16 protein-coding genes are annotated in these 17,660 nt (G+C 71.0%); 7 read left to right on the plus strand and 9 right to left on the minus strand.

Annotated elements, in window-relative coordinates:
- Positions 1 to 191 precede the first annotated feature (191 nt).
- The 4 genes from ACFY9I_RS37660 (at position 192) to ACFY9I_RS37675 (ending at position 4,612) form a co-directional block, all read left to right on the plus strand.
- A complete protein-coding gene (locus ACFY9I_RS37660) occupies positions 192 to 398 on the plus strand; it encodes a cold-shock protein (protein ID WP_005486335.1) in 207 nt (68 codons plus the stop codon).
- A 432-nt stretch (positions 399 to 830) separates the two neighbouring features.
- Positions 831 to 2,453: a chaperonin GroEL gene (groL, locus tag ACFY9I_RS37665; protein ID WP_391010555.1), complete on the plus strand. Its 1,623-nt coding sequence runs from the start codon at positions 831 to 833 to the stop codon at positions 2,451 to 2,453.
- Between the two features lie 211 nt (positions 2,454 to 2,664).
- On the plus strand, positions 2,665 to 3,786 hold the full coding sequence (locus ACFY9I_RS37670; protein WP_391010558.1) for an NADH:flavin oxidoreductase: 1,122 nt from the start codon (positions 2,665 to 2,667) through the stop codon (positions 3,784 to 3,786).
- Between the two features lie 196 nt (positions 3,787 to 3,982).
- Complete coding sequence (locus tag ACFY9I_RS37675; protein ID WP_391010561.1) at positions 3,983 to 4,612, plus strand: superoxide dismutase family protein; 630 nt, start codon at positions 3,983 to 3,985, stop codon at positions 4,610 to 4,612.
- Positions 4,613 to 4,775: 163 nt separating this feature from the next.
- Here the strand turns inward: ACFY9I_RS37675 and ACFY9I_RS37680 are convergent, their stop codons facing one another.
- From ACFY9I_RS37680 to ACFY9I_RS37690, 3 genes are all read right to left on the minus strand, one after another.
- Positions 4,776 to 5,354 carry a hypothetical protein gene (locus ACFY9I_RS37680; RefSeq protein WP_391010564.1) on the minus strand — a complete coding sequence of 193 codons (579 nt, stop codon included), beginning with the start codon at positions 5,352 to 5,354 and terminating at the stop codon, positions 4,776 to 4,778.
- Positions 5,355 to 5,513: 159 nt separating this feature from the next.
- Positions 5,514 to 6,497 carry an N-acetylmuramic acid 6-phosphate etherase gene (gene murQ, locus ACFY9I_RS37685; protein ID WP_391010566.1) on the minus strand — a complete coding sequence of 328 codons (984 nt, stop codon included), beginning with the start codon at positions 6,495 to 6,497 and terminating at the stop codon, positions 5,514 to 5,516.
- A gap of 219 nt (positions 6,498 to 6,716) precedes the next feature.
- Entirely contained in the window at positions 6,717 to 7,655 is a 939-nt protein-coding gene (locus ACFY9I_RS37690) for an SIS domain-containing protein (protein WP_391010568.1), read from the minus strand.
- A gap of 56 nt (positions 7,656 to 7,711) precedes the next feature.
- On the opposite strand from ACFY9I_RS37690, the gene ACFY9I_RS37695 reads away from it, so the two are divergent.
- Positions 7,712 to 8,104 carry a hypothetical protein gene (locus ACFY9I_RS37695; protein ID WP_391010571.1) on the plus strand — a complete coding sequence of 131 codons (393 nt, stop codon included), beginning with the start codon at positions 7,712 to 7,714 and terminating at the stop codon, positions 8,102 to 8,104.
- Positions 8,101 to 8,388: a DUF4031 domain-containing protein gene (locus ACFY9I_RS37700; protein WP_391010573.1), complete on the plus strand. Its 288-nt coding sequence runs from the start codon at positions 8,101 to 8,103 to the stop codon at positions 8,386 to 8,388. Before ACFY9I_RS37695 ends, ACFY9I_RS37700 begins: the two co-directional genes overlap by 4 nt.
- A gap of 207 nt (positions 8,389 to 8,595) precedes the next feature.
- On the opposite strand, the gene ACFY9I_RS37705 is transcribed toward ACFY9I_RS37700, so the two are convergent.
- From ACFY9I_RS37705 to ACFY9I_RS37725, 5 genes are all read right to left on the minus strand, one after another.
- Entirely contained in the window at positions 8,596 to 9,699 is a 1,104-nt protein-coding gene (locus ACFY9I_RS37705; RefSeq protein WP_391010651.1) for a GNAT family N-acetyltransferase, read from the minus strand.
- A gap of 29 nt (positions 9,700 to 9,728) precedes the next feature.
- Complete coding sequence (locus ACFY9I_RS37710) at positions 9,729 to 10,988, minus strand: Cmx/CmrA family chloramphenicol efflux MFS transporter (protein WP_391010576.1); 1,260 nt, start codon at positions 10,986 to 10,988, stop codon at positions 9,729 to 9,731.
- A gap of 154 nt (positions 10,989 to 11,142) precedes the next feature.
- Positions 11,143 to 11,805 (minus strand): HD domain-containing protein, encoded by a 663-nt coding sequence (locus ACFY9I_RS37715; RefSeq protein ID WP_391010579.1) that lies wholly within the window; start codon positions 11,803 to 11,805, stop codon positions 11,143 to 11,145.
- 108 nt (positions 11,806 to 11,913) lie between these two features.
- On the minus strand, positions 11,914 to 12,390 hold the full coding sequence (locus ACFY9I_RS37720) for a hypothetical protein (protein ID WP_391010582.1): 477 nt from the start codon (positions 12,388 to 12,390) through the stop codon (positions 11,914 to 11,916).
- A 4-nt stretch (positions 12,391 to 12,394) separates the two neighbouring features.
- Positions 12,395 to 14,980 (minus strand): CHAT domain-containing protein, encoded by a 2,586-nt coding sequence (locus ACFY9I_RS37725; protein WP_391010585.1) that lies wholly within the window; start codon positions 14,978 to 14,980, stop codon positions 12,395 to 12,397.
- A gap of 376 nt (positions 14,981 to 15,356) precedes the next feature.
- Here ACFY9I_RS37725 and ACFY9I_RS37730 point away from each other — a divergent pair, with 376 nt between their 5' ends.
- Positions 15,357 to 16,100 (plus strand): copper homeostasis protein CutC, encoded by a 744-nt coding sequence (locus ACFY9I_RS37730; protein WP_391010588.1) that lies wholly within the window; start codon positions 15,357 to 15,359, stop codon positions 16,098 to 16,100.
- Between the two features lie 413 nt (positions 16,101 to 16,513).
- Here ACFY9I_RS37730 and ACFY9I_RS37735 read toward each other — a convergent pair whose 3' ends face one another.
- The gene (locus ACFY9I_RS37735; RefSeq protein ID WP_391010591.1) at positions 16,514 to 17,305 is read right to left on the minus strand and encodes an NPP1 family protein; all 792 of its coding nucleotides are present in this window, start codon (positions 17,303 to 17,305) and stop codon (positions 16,514 to 16,516) included.
- Positions 17,306 to 17,660: the final 355 nt, after the last annotated feature.

Here is a 17,660-nt window from a genome sequence, read left to right on the forward strand (position 1 = left end):
TGTTCGTACATTCCCGACCGGTCGTGTCCAGATTTCTCGTCCGATTGACCTGTTGCAGAGGGCAGTTGGACAGATACATTCGGCCGCGGTCGACGCGTTCCGGCGCACGCCCCCAACCGTTGGGGGGTGAGGTCTGACCCGGATCCGCGAAGTGTGGATCTGTGCAAGGGCCAGTAATAGGGGAGTTAGGCATGGCTCAGGGCACCGTCAAGTGGTTCAACGCGGAGAAGGGGTACGGCTTCATCGCGGTCGACGGTGGTGCGGATGTATTCGTCCACTACAGCGCGATCCAGATGGACGGTTACCGCACCCTGGAAGAGGGCCAGCGGGTCGAGTTCGAGATCTCGCAGGGTCAGAAGGGGCCGCAGGCGGACATGGTCCGGCTCGCGGCCGGCTGAAGTAACGCGCCGGGTTTTCGCAGCGACGTTCTTCGTTCTTTTCGGGAGGGCCCGCACCCCGTACAGGGGTGCGGGCCCTCCTGCGTGTGGGGGTGCCGAGAGGTCCCGAGCCGCTGCCGAGCCGCTGCCGAGGCGCTGCCGGGAGGGCGCGCGGGGGCGCGTTCACCTGCGGATCACCGAGAGGCGCTTGCTCCCGCCCGTCACCCGACCACCACCCCTCGACGAGCCCGCTACGCGGGCGCACCTTGCACTCGGGCATGCCGAGTGCTAATCATTGGCGTTAGCACTCTGAAGGTGAGAGTGACAACGAGGACCGGGTCGGTGAGGCCCGCAGGCCATGTGGGGCAAGGAACCACGAGGCAGGCAGGCCGTCCGTCGCGGGCGCCAGCGCGGTCCGGAGCAATCCACCCCAGTCCGGGAGGACCACTTCACATGGCCAAGATCATCGCGTTCGACGAGGAGGCGCGGCGCGGCCTCGAGCGCGGCATGAACCAGCTCGCGGACGCCGTCAAGGTGACGCTCGGCCCCAAGGGCCGGAACGTCGTCCTCGAGAAGAAGTGGGGCGCCCCCACGATCACCAACGATGGTGTGTCCATCGCCAAGGAGATCGAGCTCGAGGACCCGTACGAGAAGATCGGCGCCGAGCTGGTCAAGGAAGTCGCGAAGAAGACGGACGACGTAGCCGGTGACGGCACGACGACCGCGACCGTCCTTGCCCAGGCGCTCGTCCGCGAGGGCCTGCGCAACGTCGCCGCCGGCGCCAACCCGATGGCCCTGAAGCGCGGTATCGAGAAGGCCGTCGAGGCCGTCTCCGGTGCGCTGCTCGACCAGGCCAAGGAGGTCGAGACCAAGGAGCAGATCGCCTCCACCGCCTCCATCTCCGCCGCCGACACCCAGATCGGCGAGCTGATCGCCGAGGCCATGGACAAGGTCGGCAAGGAAGGCGTCATCACCGTCGAGGAGTCGCAGACCTTCGGTCTGGAGCTCGAGCTCACCGAGGGCATGCGCTTCGACAAGGGCTACATCTCCGCCTACTTCGCGACCGACATGGAGCGCATGGAGGCGGTGCTCGAGGACCCCTACATCCTCATCGCCAACTCCAAGGTCTCCAACGTCAAGGACCTGCTCCCGCTCCTGGAGAAGGTCATGCAGTCGGGCAAGCCGCTGCTGATCATCGCCGAGGACGTCGAGGGCGAGGCCCTGTCGACCCTGGTCGTCAACAAGATCCGTGGCACCTTCAAGTCCGTCGCCGTCAAGGCCCCGGGCTTCGGTGACCGCCGCAAGGCCATGCTCGGCGACATCGCCATCCTCACGGGCGGCGAGGTCATCTCCGAGGAGGTCGGCCTCAAGCTGGAGAACGCGACCCTGGACCTCCTGGGCCGCGCCCGCAAGGTCGTCATCACCAAGGACGAGACCACCATCGTCGACGGCGCCGGTGACACCGACCAGGTCCAGGGCCGGGTCAACCAGATCCGTGCCGAGATCGAGAACAGCGACTCGGACTACGACCGCGAGAAGCTCCAGGAGCGCCTGGCGAAGCTCGCGGGCGGCGTGGCCGTCATCAAGGCCGGTGCCGCGACCGAGGTCGAGCTCAAGGAGCGCAAGCACCGCATCGAGGACGCCGTTCGCAACGCGAAGGCGGCCGTCGAGGAGGGCATCGTCGCCGGTGGTGGCGTGGCCCTGCTCCAGGCCTCCCAGGTCTTCGAGAAGCTGGAGCTCGAGGGTGACGAGGCGACCGGCGCCAACGCCGTGAAGCTCGCCCTGGAGGCCCCGCTCAAGCAGATCGCCGTCAACGGTGGTCTCGAGGGTGGCGTCGTCGTGGAGAAGGTCCGCAACCTCCAGGTCGGCCACGGCCTGAACGCCGCGACCGGTGAGTACGTCGACATGATCGCCTCCGGCATCATCGACCCGGCGAAGGTGACGCGTTCCGCTCTGCAGAACGCCGCGTCCATCGCCGCGCTCTTCCTCACCACCGAGGCCGTCATCGCCGACAAGCCGGAGAAGGCCGCCGCGCCCGCCGGTGGCGGTATGCCGGGCGGTGACATGGACTTCTGATCGACCCCGGTCGATCGCCGTCCCGCGTGTCCGAGGGCGGCACCCCCTGTCGAGTCAGGGGGTGCCGCCCTCGGGCGTGTCCGGGGTCACAGCGGGTGGGGTGCCGCGGGTGGAATGCCGTGACGGCGGAGGAGGTTGAGAGGAGAGACATTATATGCGTACGCATGTAGTGAATATTCATCAGATCTCCGTACGCCCCCGAGGAGCCCACGTGACCACCGTCTCCACCTCCCGTGCCGCCGAGGTGCTGTCCCGCCCCGTCACGATCAACGGCCTGACCGTCCCCAACCGGATCGCCATGGCGCCCATGACGCGGGTGTTCTCGCCCGGTGGTGTGCCGGGTGCGGACGTGGCCTCGTACTACGGGCGGCGGGCCGCGGCGGGGGTGGGCCTGATCGTGACCGAGGGGACGTACGTCGGGCACGAGACGGCCGGCGATCTGGACGGGGTGCCCCGGTTCGCCGGGGAGGAGCAGCTCGCGGGGTGGGCGAAGGTCGCCGAGGCGGTGCACGCCGGGGGCGGCACGATCGTGCCGCAGCTCTGGCACATCGGCACGGTCCGCCAACAGGGCAAGCTCTTCCCGGACGCCCCGGTGTTCGGCCCCTCCGGACTGAAGGTCGACGGGACCGCGGCGGAGGGCGGCCGGGCCATGACGCAGGCCGACATCGACGAAGTCGTCGCGGCCTTCGCCAAGTCCGCCGCCGAGGCCGAGCGCATCGGCATGGACGGCGTCGAACTCCACGGCGCCCACGGCTATCTGATCGACCAGTTCCTGTGGGAGCGCACCAACCGCCGTACGGACGCCTACGGCGGTGACCTCGTCGCCCGTACGAAGTTCGCGGCGGAAGTCGTGGCGGCCGTGCGGGACTCCGTGTCCGCGACCTTCCCCGTCATCTTCCGCTACTCGCAGTGGAAGCAGGAGGCGTACGACGGGCGCCTCGCCGAGACGCCCCAGGAGCTGGAGGCGCTGCTGAGCCCGCTCGTGGCGGCCGGTGTCGACGCGTTCCACGCCTCCACGCGCCGCTACTGGCAGCCGGAGTTCGAGGGCTCCGAGCTCAACCTGGCTGGCTGGACGAAGAAGCTCACCGGCAAGCCCACCATCACCGTCGGCTCGGTCGGCCTGGACGGCGAGTTCCTCGCGGCGTTCGCCGGTGAGGGGGCGACGCTCAAGGGGATCGACGACCTGCTGGACGGGCTTGAGGCCGAGGAGTTCGACCTCGTCGCCGTGGGCCGCGCGCTGCTCCAGGACCCCGAGTGGGCGGCGAAGGTGCTCGACGGCCGCTTCGGCGAGCTGAAGGCGTTCGAGCCGGCCGCGCTCGGTTCGCTCAGCTGATATGCGCCGGGCCGGGGATCTTTCGCCAAGTCTCCCCAGTACCCGGCGGTAGTGATCCAAATCCGTCAGATGTGTCGCTGTAGGGTCAAGACCGCAGCGTCGCCCGGCACCCCAACTGCCGCTGTTCCGGCTGTAGTTGGGGTGTTCTGTTGTGTGCGACCGCTTCCTTCACCCCCACGGACGGACGAGAGATCCAATGGCACGACACAAGCTCACCCTCAGGAACAAGCGCCTCATCGCGGCCGGTGCCGCCGTGGCGGCCGTCGCCGGCGGCCTCGGCGTGGCCGCCAGCGCGGGCGCCAGCGAGACCACCGAGAGCACGAAGAAGAAGCCGGTGGAGAAGGTCGTCGTCAAGACGGTGTTCGCCCCGGCCGACACCGCGGGCGTGGCCCCGGCCGTCACCTACAACACCGCACTGGTGCCCTTGGCCGCTCGCGTGCAGGTCAAGGAGGAGCTGCGGCGCGACGGCGGTACACGGATCGAGCTCCGGCTGCGGGACCTCGCCGCGAACCGTACCTACGGTGCCCACGTCCACACCAAGCCGTGCGGCAAGCTGCCCGCCGACGCAGGGCCGCACTACCAGGACGAGCTGGACCCGAAGCAGCCGTCCGTCGACCCGAAGTACGCCAACCCGGAGAACGAGGTGTGGCTGGACGTGAAGACCAACCGGGACGGCTCGGCGCGTTCGATCGCGGTCGTCGACTGGCGGTTCCGGGAGGGCGGGGCCCGGTCGGTGGTGCTGCACGAGGCGGCGACCTCCACGCACGAGGGGCACGCGGGGACGGCGGGAGCGCGTCTGGCCTGTGTGAACGTGCCGTTCAAGTAGGAGTTCAAGTAGGAGTTCAAGTAGGAGTTCGAGTAGGCGTTCACGTGACGGCTGGGTGCGGGCCCGGCGCCGTGGTCAGGCGTAGTCCTTTTGTGTGTTAGGTCAGATCCTGACCCCTTGGCTCATGGGTCCCGGTCTGTAGCTCGACTTGTGTGTGGTTCGCTCACATGTTCCCCAGCGGCTCGATGTCCATCCGGACGGGCTCGCCCCAGATGCGCGTCACGTCGTAGTCGGTGAACTCCTGGACCAGGCGGTAGGCGATGGCGGGGCGCGGGCCCCGGCGCTGGGCGGCCAGGTACAGCTCGGCCTCGCGGCGGTCGCGGCGGGGGGTGCCGCAGAGCTGCCAGACCTGGCCGTTCCACGCCTCCGGGAGCCAGCGCTGCTGGGGCTGGGGGCGGTCGTCCCGCACGCCGTAGCGCGAGGGGGCCGGGGTGACCGGGCCGGTGGGGCGGGGCGGGGCGTAGCTGTCGTTCAGCTCGGTGCGGCGGGCGGCACGGCGGCGCGTCTCGCAGAGCAGACAGCGGTCGGGGGCCTCCTCGTCGACGGGGCCGTTCGGGTGCTCGGCGCAGCGGGTGGTCGGCGCGGCCGTCGTGACCGTGTCGTCCAGCAGCTCCAGGGCTCGTCTGATGTCCGCCTTCACCTCGTGCAACCGGGCGTCCGGCGTGTCGGCGGTCAGGGCCTCGCCGTGCTCCCCGAGGACACGCAGGGCACGGCCGAGGGCGGTGAGCTGGGCGTGGTTCACGGGCTCTGTCCTTCCCGGAGAGACGAGGGGAGACGAGGGAGACGACAACGACCCCACCACCGTGCCACACGCCACTGACAGTCCCGCCGCGCCCAGGCCGCTCCATGCGCGTCAGGGGCCGCTGTGGACGGCAGCTTCAGGACGCCCATCAGCGGCTCCTCACCGCATCGCCGCCGCGAGGGCCGCCCTCAAGTGTCCGGCGTTCTCGGCCAGCAGGTCGGCCGCCGTGGGTGCGTCCACACCGCTCAGGAGGGTGAGGATGGCGTTCTTCACCTGGCCGCCGGACTCGGTGAGGGCCGTTTCGATCTCCGTGTCCGTCGCGCCCGTGGCCAGGGCGACGATGCGGTGGGAGCGGGCGCGGAGCTTGTCGTTGGTGGCGCGGACGTCGACCATGAGGTTCCCGTAGGTCTTGCCGAGACGGATCATCGTGATCGTCGAGAGCATGTTGAGGACCAGTTTCTGCGCCGTGCCCGCCTTGAGACGGGTCGAGCCCGTCACCAGCTCCGGTCCGACGACGATCTCGATGCCGTGGTCGGCGGCCGCGGCGAGCGCGCTGGCCTCGTTGCAGGACAGGCCGACCGTCAGGGCCCCGGCGGCGCGCGCGTGCTCCACCGCGCCCACCGCGTACGGCGTGCGCCCGGACGCGGAGACGCCGACCACCGTGTCGTCGGGCCTGATCACGAGCGCGTCGAGGTCGGCCCTCGCCAGCTCCGCCGAGTCCTCGGCCCCCTCGATGGAGGTGACCACGGCTTCCCGGCCGCCCGCGATCAGACCCATGACCTGCGACGGGCTCGTGTTGAACGTCGGCGGACACTCGGACGCGTCGAGCACACCCAGCCGACCGGCCGTGCCCGCGCCCGCGTAGATCAGCCGGCCGCCCCTGGCCATCCGCTCGGCGATCGCGTCGATCGCCGCCGCGATCAGCGGCAACCGCGCCGCCACGGCCGTCGGCACCGCCGCGTCCTCCCCGTTCATCAGCTTCGCGATGTCCAGGGTCGGCCGCTGATCGATGTCCGCCAGCTCCGGCCGGAACGCCTCGGTCGTCAGCGACTCCAGCTCGGCACGGACGGAGAGGTGGTGGGCGAAGGCGGAGGTGGCGGCGGTTGCGGAGGATGCGGAGGTGTTGGGGGAGGAGGTGGGCATGGCGGCTCATTCCGTACGGTGCGGTGCGACGTGCCTTCGGTCGACGTGCCTTCGGTGTGACTGTGCCTTCGGTACGACGTGCCTTCGGTACGACGTGCCTTCGGTGTGGCGCCCCGTCCCGAGGCGCGGGGCTGGGTCGATGTGCGGCGCCGCCGCGTGCGTGTGGTCCATCACGACGAACCGGCGGCCGGTCACGGCGTGTCGTCCCGGGCCCTGCGCCTATCGCGAAGGTCCCCCGACCCGATGCCGATGGGCGAGCGCCTCGTACGACGCCGACAACGCCGGCGCGGCCGACTCGTACGTCCGCTGGGCCACCCCGATGAACAGGCAGTCCACCACCAGCAGTTGACTCGTCCGGGACGACATCGCCGCCGGCCGCAGCTCGCTCTCCCGAGCCGTGGACGTCGTCAGCACATGATCGGCGTACTGGGACACCGGCCCGTCCGGTCGCCCGGTGATCGCGATCGTCGTCGCTCCGTGGTCGAAGGCGACCCGCAGCGGCTCGATTACGTCGCCCGTGGAGCCGGAGTGGGTGATCGCGACGGCGACGTCCTTCGCGCGGAGCTGCACCGCGTTGGTGACGGCGAGATGCGGATCGCTGTGCGCGTGGGCTATCAGCCCTATGCGGAGCAGCTTCTGCGTGAGGTCCTGGCCGACGAGCCCGGACGCCCCGACACCGTAGATGTCTATGCGGCGGGCCCCGGCGAGCGCACCGACCGCCGCGCCGAGCTGGCCCATGTCGAGCCCGGCCGCCGTGTCCGCGAGGGTCTGCTGCTCGTCGTACGCGAGCTTGGCGACCACGTCCGGCAGCGGGTCGTCGACCGCGATATCGGCCGTGACCGAGGGCGCGCGGCCCGACTGCTGGTGGGCCGCGAGGCCGGCGAGGGCCAGGCGCAGGTCCCGGTAGCCGGGGTAGCCGAGGAGACGGGCGGTGCGGACGACCGTCGCCTCGCTGGTGCCGGTCAGCTCGGCGAGGCCGGTGACGGTGAGCGCCGCGCAGCCCGCCGGGTCGTCGGCGACGGCCTCCGCGACCCGCTGCATGGAGCGGGTCATGGAAGGCGCCAGCGTCCGCACCTTCGCCGCGAGGGCGGCGGGGGCGGGCGCGCCCGAAGCGCCGGACGCGGTTCTGGCGAAAATTTCTTTCACGTCATCACTCACCTCATGAAAGATATTTTCTGTTCGGTGGTGTGGTCAAGGGTGCGCACAATGGACGCATGAGCACCGGCAGTGACCCCGTGAGCCCCCTTGAGCAGGCGCTGCACGCGGCCCGCGCCCTCGTCCTGGCCGATCTGGCGGCCGGTGAGGTCGCCGAGGCCGACGTCGTCTCCATGGTGGAGGACTCCGTCGTCCAGCGCCGCTGGTGGGTCGAGCAGTGGCCGGACGGAGCGGCGTTCGTCGCCGGGCTCGTCGCCCAGGACGTCCAGGACGCCCTGCTCGAACGGTACGGGCGCTGGCCGCTCTGCCCGGTCTGCGGCGTCGGCGACCCGCACGCCCTCGATGTCGAGCCCGAGCTGGGACCCGATCCGCAGTGGGTGTGTCACAAGGCGGGCGTACGGGTCGCGGCGGTCGGGGCGCTGGGCGCCGCTTCGGGAGGGGCGCCGTCGTGACCGTCTACATCGACCCGCCCACCTGGCCGGGGCACGGCCGCATGTGGTCCCACCTCGTCAGCGACGTCTCCTTCGACGAGCTGCACGCCTTCGCCGGGAGACTGGGCATCCCCGAGCGCGCCTTCGAGCGCGACCACTACGACATACCGTCCCACCGTTACGCGGAGGTCGTCCGGGCGGGCGCCGTGGAGGTGGGCTCGAAGGAACTGCTGCGCCGGCTGACCGGAGCGGGGCTCCGCCGACCGAAGCGGCGGGGGCCAGGGGCTGAGACGGCCGCGGGCTGAGGGGGACTCGGGCGGAGAGGTCGAGGGGGCGGGTGCCACGGGTTGCGGGTGCCACGGGCCGGGGTGCGACCGGCGCGGGCCGGAGCCGTCGCCCGGCTGGGCGGCGGTACGGACGCTGCGGCGAGCGGTGAGCGGGCGGAGTTCGTAAGACACCGCCGCGCAGCCGGAGTTCGTGAGGCTCAGGCACGCAGCCGGAGTTCGTGAGGCTCAGGCACGCAGCCGGAGTTCGTACGCGAACTGCTCCCCGTCCTCCCCGTCGCCCCGGTCCTCGCTCACCTTCTCGAAACCTGTCCGTGAGACGACGGCCTGCGAAGGGGCGTTGGCCTTGTCGACGACCGCGAACAGCGACCGTACGTCCCCCCGCTCCCGAGCCCGCTCCCGCGCCCAGCCGACCAGCGCGCGCACCGCCTCGGTCATGTAACCCCGCCCGCGCGCCCCCTCGACCAGGTCGTAGCCGATCTCGACCCGGCCCTCCTCGTCCGGGGCGCCGTGGTAGCCGAGCGCGCCGAGGGCCAGCCCGTCCTCCTTGCGGACGAGTACGAACATGCCCCACTCCGGCCGGTGCACCCCCGCCTCGTACGCCTGGAACACCAGCCCCGCCCCGATCCGCGTCCCCTCGACCGGCCCGCCCGCGATCCAGTCGAAGCCACCGGTGCCGCCCCCGGCGAGATCGGCCGCGGCCGCCGGGTGGACGCCCTGGAGGACGACGCGCTCGGTGTCGATGTGCAGCGGGTTGTTCCAGCGCCACTCGGTGACGGGTGCGCGCCCCGCCGACTCGTCCCGGCCCGTGGCCCACAGCAGCGTCGCCCAGGGGTCGTCACCGGGCCGGACGTGCGGGAAGAGGCGGGCGAGCACGGACTCGCACAGGCCCACGGGCGGTACGGACGAGGAGGACGCGAGCCCCAGGCCCTCCGCGATGTCGTGCGTGTGCAGCAGCACCTCGGCGACACCCATCGCCGCGAAGCCCTCACGGTCGGCCCAGCGGAACGGATAGGGGTGGAAGGCGCGCACCTCGCGGGGCGTGACGCGCACGGTCGCGGCCAGCAGTTCACCGGTCGTCTCGATGACGTGCAGGACGTCCGCGTTGTCGCTGCCCTCGTCCATCGCGATCTCGAACGGTACCCACGCCGTCGTCGCCCGCCCCGCCAACTGCGCCGCGTACGCGATCAGGTCCGACGCGACGTGCTCGGCGGTCTCACGGCAACTCCACTCCAGCCGCCCGGCCTTCGTTCCCGCCCAGTCCCGGTCCGTGACACCGCGCAGCACCGCGAGGCTGTGTGTGACGGCCTGCCGTACCTGTTCCCCACCCATTGGTCGCATGGGCGTGAGGATAGGAGGGATCAGACGTCCGTACGTACCGGATTTACGGTGCTGCCGCTGGTCCCGGCCACGAGACGGGAGGCGCGCGTACGGCGGTGCAGGCGCAGCGACACGGCCGTGGTGCCGATCGCGGCGGCCATGATGGCGCCGCCCGCCCAGGCCGTGGAGGCGAAGCCGAGGCCCGCGTCGATGACGACCCCGCCGACCCAGGGGCCGCCGGTGTTGCCGAGGTTGAACGCGGCGGTGGTGGTGGCGCCGGCGAGGGTGGGCGCGGCGGCGGCGACGTTGAAGAGACGGGCGTTGAGGGCGGGGGCGGTGTAGAAGCAGGACACCCCGAGGAGGAAGGAGAGAAGGACGACGGCGACGGCGTACTCGGCGAGCAGGGCCAGGGCGACGAGCAGGACCGTGGAGGCGGAGATACCGCTGAGCAGCACCCCGAAGAGGTGCGCGTCGGCGAACCGCCCCCCGATCGCCGTGCCGATCAGCGCCCCGATCCCGAACAGCGCGAGCACGGTCGGCACCCACCCGTCGTCCAGCCCGGCCACGTCCGTGAGCAGCGGCGCGAGATAGCTGAACGTGCAGAAGACCCCACCGGCGGCCAGCGCCACGACGGCGATGGACAGCCAGACCTGCCGGTCACGGTAGATCCGGGCCTCCCGCGCAAGCCGGGGCCGCTGGTCGGGAAGTGGGATGGCCGGCACGAGCGTGACGACTCCGACCAGCGCGACCGCCGACGCGACGGCCACCGCCCAGAACGCCGACCGCCACCCGAAGTGCTCCCCGAGGAAGGCCCCCGCCGGCACGCCCAGCACATTCGCGATAGACAATCCGCCGATCATGATGGCCAGCGCCCTGGCGCGCGCGTTCACCGGCACCATGGCGACGGCCACGGCCGCGCCGACGGCCCAGAACCCCGCACAGGCCAGCGCGCTCACCACCCTGGAGGCGAAGAGCACGGCGTAGTTGGGTGCGAGGGCACCCGCGACCTGCCCCAGTCCGAAGACCGTGATCAGCGTGACGAGCGTCGTCCGACGCGGCAGCCGCAGCGTCGCCACCGCCAGCAGCGGCGCCCCCACCACCATCCCGATCGCGAACGCGGAAATAAGCAGCCCGGCCCGTGGAATCGACACGTGCATGTCCTGCGCGATGGGCGGCAGCAGCCCCGAGAGCATGAACTCGCTGGTCCCGAGCGCGAAGACGGCGAGGCCGAGGACGTAGACGGAGAGGGGTATGCGGAAACGGGCGTGGTCGGTGGCGGGGTCGGCGGAGGGTGAGGGCATTCTCAGTGCAACCGACGACCGGGGGGCGGCATTCCCAGGGGCGTGCCGCGTAAGCCCGCCCGCAGCCCCCGGGCAGTCCCCCGGGCAGTCCCCCGGGCAGTCCATGGGGCAGCCCCCGGGCAGTCCCCCAGCCAGTCCCTCGGTCAGCCGGTCGTCAGTCCGCTGTCAGCTCGGCCAGCTCCGCCCGCAGGTTCTCCCGTGCCCGCGCCTCCCACTGCCGCTCCCCGTGGGGTGTCCGGAACAGCCTCGGCAGGTCCAGGAGTTGCCGTAGAACGGCCGCCCTGCCCTCCCGGAAGGTGTCGTCCGGGACGAAGCCGTACTCCTCGCGCACGGCGGCGGCGTAGGCGGCGTACGCGTCCGGCGGAGACGCGAGGACGGCGAGGTCCGCGTCGCACAGGACCTGCCCGTTCGGGTCGTCGGCGGCCGGGTCGTGGGTGACGGTCAGCCGGACCAGGCGGGCGACCTCCGCGACCTTCTCGTCCGGTACCCCGGCCTCGGGCAGCGCCCGCTCCGCGAGCCGGGCCGAGCGCTCCTCGTTCGTCGACCGCTCCGGCAGGTACACGGCGTCGTGGAACCAGGCGGCCAGCCGCACGAGATCCGGGTCCGCCGCGTACTCCGTCAACTCCTCGACGCGGTCCAGCACCGCGATGAGGTGGTCGAGCGTGTGATAGCGGCGCTGCGGCTCCGCCCACCGCCCGATCAGGTTGTCGGCGTAGGGGAACGGCGCGGGGTGGCAGGCACCGTCGCGGGCGGGGAGCAGGGCGCGCAGCCAGCGGCGGTGCAGGTCGTCGCGGACGTCATCGGGAGCCGTGGGCATGGGGACATTGTCCCGCCCTCGCCCCGCTGCCACACACGGCCCTCCCGCCCGACTGGACGAGCTGGACGACCTGGACGAGGCGGAAGACCTGGACGAGCTGGACGAGCTTCAGAAGGGGGCGGTCCAGCCGTTGTCGGACGTCCAAGTCAGGTAGCGGGATTCTCCGCCGTCACGGGTCGGGTCGACCTGCCACAGTGCCGCACACGCCTCCGGCGGAAGCGCGGTGGGGATCTCCACCGTCACATCCGTCTCGGGATCCTCCACGACCAGCGTGATGTCGCGGTCGGTGCGTGTGGCGCGTAGCCGTTGGAGCCACCCGTGCAGGCGCCTGCCGGCGGCGGTGGCCGGCTCGACGCTGGCCTCGGCCGCCAGTTCGCCGAGCTTCGACACATATCCGTCCACGAACTTGGTCAGCAGATAGGCCAACGGAATGCCGATGCACAGGGTCCATGACGACAGGTCTCTGCGCTCCTCCCCGTCCACCGCCACCTCGGCGTCGAGGCCGAGGTCGGCGAACAGGGAACGAAGCGCCGTACGGTCGGCCTCGGTGACCGGGGTCTCGGTCCTGACCTCGAGCATGCTCACGTCGTCAATCCCTTTCGTCTGCTTCGTCTGCTTCGTCTGCCGTCCGCTTGGGTTCGGGCAGCTCGGTGACCATCAGTCCGGCCCATTCGACCGGGTTCTCCCGCGGGAGTGTCCGGTACACGGATTTCACGGCGTCGTTGATGCGCCTGGTGAATCGGCCGGACGGGGCGATGGCGCCGTACATCGCCTTGAGGATCTCCGCTGTCGACCGGTCGGGAAGAGCCCATGCCCCGGCCGCCAGGGCGGAGCAGCCGGTCGCCAGGGCGGTGGCGATCAGCCCGGTCGGGTCGGCGCCCGCGTCGGAACCGGAACTGCAGGCCGCGGCGACGAAGAACGGTGGAAGGGGGAGCCCGAGCAGGTCCGCGCAGGCCAGGGAGCGCCCGCCGACGAACTGGAACTCGTATGCCAGCCCTTCTCCGCTGCCGTGGGTGGAGAGTACGAGGACGTCGGGCGAGGTTCGTCTCAGGGCCGGTGCCAGTTCCTCCGCCCGGTCGATCAAGGTGAGATCCACTGCTCCGGCGGTGGCGAGATCGCTGAGAGCCCGCAACTCCTGCATGCTTCCCGGCAGTTCCGGGTTGCAGTATGCGACCACGCGGGTTCTCGCGTCCGGGGCGCGCGGAGCGGGAGCCGTCCTTGCGTGCAGGAGCAGACGGAGCAGGGGCAGTCGGTTCACCGCCGCGCGGTCGGCCACGACGGTGTCGTCCGACAGTGGAAGCGCTGCCACGGGCAGCGCGCGCAGGGTGTTGTCGGCGACCACGACCAGCTCGCGGACCGAGGTGCTCCGCAGAAGCCAGTCCCGCAACGGCGCGGGCATGAGCTGTGCGGCCACGCCGTCGGCGACCTCGCCCCAGCGCGAGCGGAACCTCCGGTCGTTGGACATGACCGAGTGCAGGATCCGGGTCTCCTTGACGGAAAGCCCGAAGCGGCGAACACCGGGAGCGCACCCGGGAATCGACCAGGTGACGACTCCGGACAGTCCCTCCGAGTCATCGTCGGTGGCGGTGACCGACAGGATCGCCGCATCGCCCGAAGCCGTGATGAGGGTCTCCGCGTCCAGCGTGACCGGGATGTAGAGACGGGAGAACTCGTCGGACACCAGATGGCCCAACTCGCCCCGCAGTTCCTCGAGGCGCTTCTCCCAGTAGGCCAGGGGCGGCCCGAACCGCGCGGTCTCCTCGGTGGACGACCTCGGTCGCTCGACGCAGAGAACGCGCAACCGGTCGATCTGACCCAGGAGCTCGGCGAGTCGCGGGTCGAGCGTACGGGAGGTCTGTCTCAGCAGCGCGGCGAGCGTGTCCTCGCGCGCGGCCTCGGAGGCTTCCAACGCTGCCAACCCGGCATGTGGGGCCCCGTGTTCGGCCGCGGTCACCGCGATGTCGAGGAAACGCTGGTGATAGTTCGCCTGAGCGGACAGCAGACGCTGTCGGTGGCCCGTCGTACCGGTCCGTCCGCTGGCGAGGACGAGATGACCGACTGCTTCCCGGATCAACTCCACGGCTTCGTCATGCCGGCCGAGAGCGGAAGAGATCTCCGCGTCGAGTGCCAGAAGCTCCAGTCGTGCCAGCGGTGCGTCCACTTCCCGGATGCCGTCCAGCCCGGCCCGTACCGCCTGCCGGGCATGCTCGAACCGTCCGGACGACAGGAGGGCGGTGGCCAGGACCGCCTGGGCGTCCGATGTGATCACGGGATCGGCGGACGCCAGTTCCGCCGCGGCCCGGGCGCATTCGGCGGCGCGTTCGGCGCGCCCCGACACCAGGTGGGCACGTCCCAGCATGGCGAGGGTCTCCGCCCTGGCGGACGCGGCCTCCGGAACCCTCTCGGCCTGCTCACAAACCTGCTCAAGGTTGTCGATCGCGTCGTCCACCGCTCCGGCGAGTGCCTGGCCCTTGGCGTATTCGGTCGCTGCCCGCAGTACCAGCGTCATGATCGCGATGGGATGAGTGCCGCTGAAGTCCGTCTGTGGAAAGTAGTGGAAGAACGCTTCCAGGCAGTCGGCGGCGTCCTCGTACTCCTCGAGGAGCAGTTGGATGGACGCTCGGGCGACGAGGGCGCCCAGCAGGACAGGGTGGTCCTTGCGGCGCCGCGAGGACTCGATCACGCCGGCGCACATCCCCAGGGCCTTGCTGACGTCGCCTCGCCAGTGTTCGAGGATCGCCAGGTTGAGCCGGGTCTGGTCGATGCGGTGGTACGCCTGATCCGCGAAGAAACCTCCGATACCGCTGACGAGTTCGGTCACCGCCTCGATGGCGTCGGAGTACGCCCGGGCGGCCTCGTCCACCCGTTGCTCGGAAATCAGGCCCATGGCCTCCACCGTGCGGGTTTCCCACGCGATCACCGCACGCTCCTCCGTGCCGATACGCGGTATCTCGCTCAGCGCGCGGTCCAGCGGCTCACGCCACCGTGGATCTCGTAGCGCCTGGTAGGCCTTGGCCTGCAACGTCCAGGCGAACGCGGCTCGGTTGGCGCGACCGACGGAACTCGCCAGCTCCGCCGCCTCCCCGGCGACTTCGGACGCCCGGGCGTACTGCCGGCCGTCGTAGAGCGCCGATGCGTGGGAGATGGCCCGGTGCAGCGCGCGGGCGGTGGACATTCGCTTGATCAGAGACATGGTTCCCCCGGCCCGTCTTCAGCTTCGCGCTGGACGGAATCTACTGGAGCTGGGAATGCTTCGCTGCCGATTCACCCATCGGCTCTGGACGGTGACCCGGCGGTGATCCGGTGGCGATCCGGTAGTGATCCGGTGGTGATCCGGTGGCGCCTCGCTCGAAGACGCGCCCACGCGCCCTGGGTGACAGCTGCACAACCCCCTTCCCACGACCGCACTTGACGCGGCGCGGCGCATCAGGAGGAGGGGCGGGGAGTGGTCGCGCGTGCGTGAACGGTGATGTCCGTGCCCGGTGGTCCGGGGTGTTGGTAAATTGGACTAGACCTGTTGTCGTCATTCGAAGCCCGATGGAAGGGGCCCCATGACAACGCGCGCGCTTCTGGAGGTGATCGCCCTCGGCGCAGAAGACGCCGTCGCAGCCCAGGCCGGAGGTGCCGACCGGCTGGAGCTGGTCACGGACATGGAGGCCGACGGGCTCACCCCGGCGGTCGCGACGTTCGTGGGGGTGCGGACCGCCGTCGACATCCCCGTACGGGTCATGCTGCGGCTGGCCGACGGGTTCGCGGCGGGGGATGTGGACGCGTTGGTGCGGGTGGCGTGCGACCTGCGGGCGGCCGGGGCGGAGGAGTTCGTGCTCGGGTTCCTCGGAGAGGACGGCGGGGCGGATCTCGACGCCGTGGAGCGGGTGGTCGCGGAGCTGGACGGGTGTCCGTGGACGTTCCACCGGGCGATCGACCGCGCCGCCGACCGGGACGCCCTGCGCAAGCAACTCGCGGACCTGCCGGGGCTGGACACGTATCTCACGGCGGGCTCGAAACGAGGCGTCGACGACGGCCTGCCCGTGCTGCTCACCGAGGCCGCGCGCAGTGGCGACCCCGGCTACACCCAGCGCCTCATGATCGGCGGTGGCCTCCGCCTCGACCACGTCCCCCGCCTGCGCGCGGCCCGCGTCGACGCCTTCCACATCGGTGGCGCGGGCCGACCGGCGGGCTGGGCCGCACCGGTCGACGCCGACGCGGTACGGCGATGGCGTACGGCACTGGACGCCCACGTCGGACGCGCCGGGATCGGTACTTCGGGCAGGCCTGGCCCCACGCGACGGTGACGGCGCACGTGGGCTGCGACTCCCCGGACCGTACCGGGCCGGGCGACCAGGGGTGGGGTCGATGCGAGACGGGCCGGGCGGCCGGGGTGGGGTCGATGGGAGACGGGCCGGGCGGCCGGGGTGGGGTCGATCGAGACGGGGCCGCGTGGGCGCGGCGGGCTCCGGCTTCGGGACGATGTAGGGGTGACGGCCCCGTCGGGTGTCGCTTCCCGATCCCCGTCGAGCCGGCCGCGCGTGGACGTCGGCGTCACTCGCGTCGCCGTCGCCTGCTTCCCGGCGTCATTCGCGTCGCCGTCGCCTGCTTCACCGCGTCACCCGCGTCGCCGACGCCCGTGTCGCCCTCGGCTGTGTCAGAGCGGCGGGCGACCCCGGTCGGCTCGGCCCGGCGGTGCGCCCGCCCCGTCCCCGCTCCCCTACGCGTTCGGGTCGAAGGAGATGCCCGACGGCATCGCCGCCGCGAGGTTGGACTGGAAACTGCCGTCCTTCAGACCGAAGTTGGCGCTGCCGAAGTCGTACGAGACGAGGATGTCGCGGACGCCTGACGGGTAGCCGTTCCAGCCGACGAGCGGCGGGTACTGCCAGGCGCCCTCGTGGTTCTCCGGCGGCTCGTCGCCGGAGCCCGCGAGGCGGAAGCAGTGCGTCCGGATGCCGTCCTTGTGGTAGACGATCTTCGGGTGGGTGCCGTCCCAGCGGACCGAGGACGCGGCGTGCACGGTGAAGCCGCCGTGGGCGGATGTCGAGACGTACCGGGCGGTGCCGTTCTGCACCCAGACCACGACGTGCTCCCAGTCATGACGGTGGCCGCCGATGCCGCTGCCGGCGACCGCCTGGTCCTTCTCGAAGTAGAGGTCGTACATGATCGCGCACCAGCCGTTGTTGCACTTGTAGCGCGAGTAGCCGTTGGTGTTGTCCAGGTCGGACCGGTCGCGGCAGTCGCCGCTGAGCGAACCGGTCGGCTTGAGGCCGCCGTTGACCGTGCCGGTGGGGCCGATCGCGGGTGTGGAGTAGCAGCCGTCGGTGTCGTAGTCGTACGCCGGCTGCCAGGTCGTCTCCAGGGTCTCCGCGTTGGCCGGCAGCGCGGCGGGCGGCGCGGCGTACGCGCTGCCCGCGATGCCGACGACGAGCGCGAGCGCGCCGCCGACGGTGAGCACGGATCTGCCGACGCGGGAGCGGACGCGGGGGCTGACGCGGGGACGTGTCTTCACTGCGACCTCCTGATGGGCCACGGCGCGGGGCGGCATGCGCAGGGGGTGGGCATGCGCAGGGGTGGCATGCACACGGATGCATGCCATGGGCATGGCATGTGCAGGTCAGATTCGCCCTACCCGTGGGTAATGCACAAGGGGCGGGAGGTGTCGGAGTGATGACGAATCAATCAATGTGAGACGCCTGTGAGTTGGACTTCCAGGGCGGGCGGATCCGGCAGGGGCGGTGAGACGCCGCGATGTGACGTCACATCACGGATCGATATCCGCCACGTAGTTGTTGTGTGCGAAGTGGCCCCGAGAGGCGCCTCGGAGATCATCAAGCCCTGGCCCACGTGCATAGTTGTCTCCGCCC

It is taken from the genome of Streptomyces sp. NPDC012510 (assembly GCF_042955065.1).
Lineage (GTDB): Bacteria > Actinomycetota > Actinomycetes > Streptomycetales > Streptomycetaceae > Streptomyces.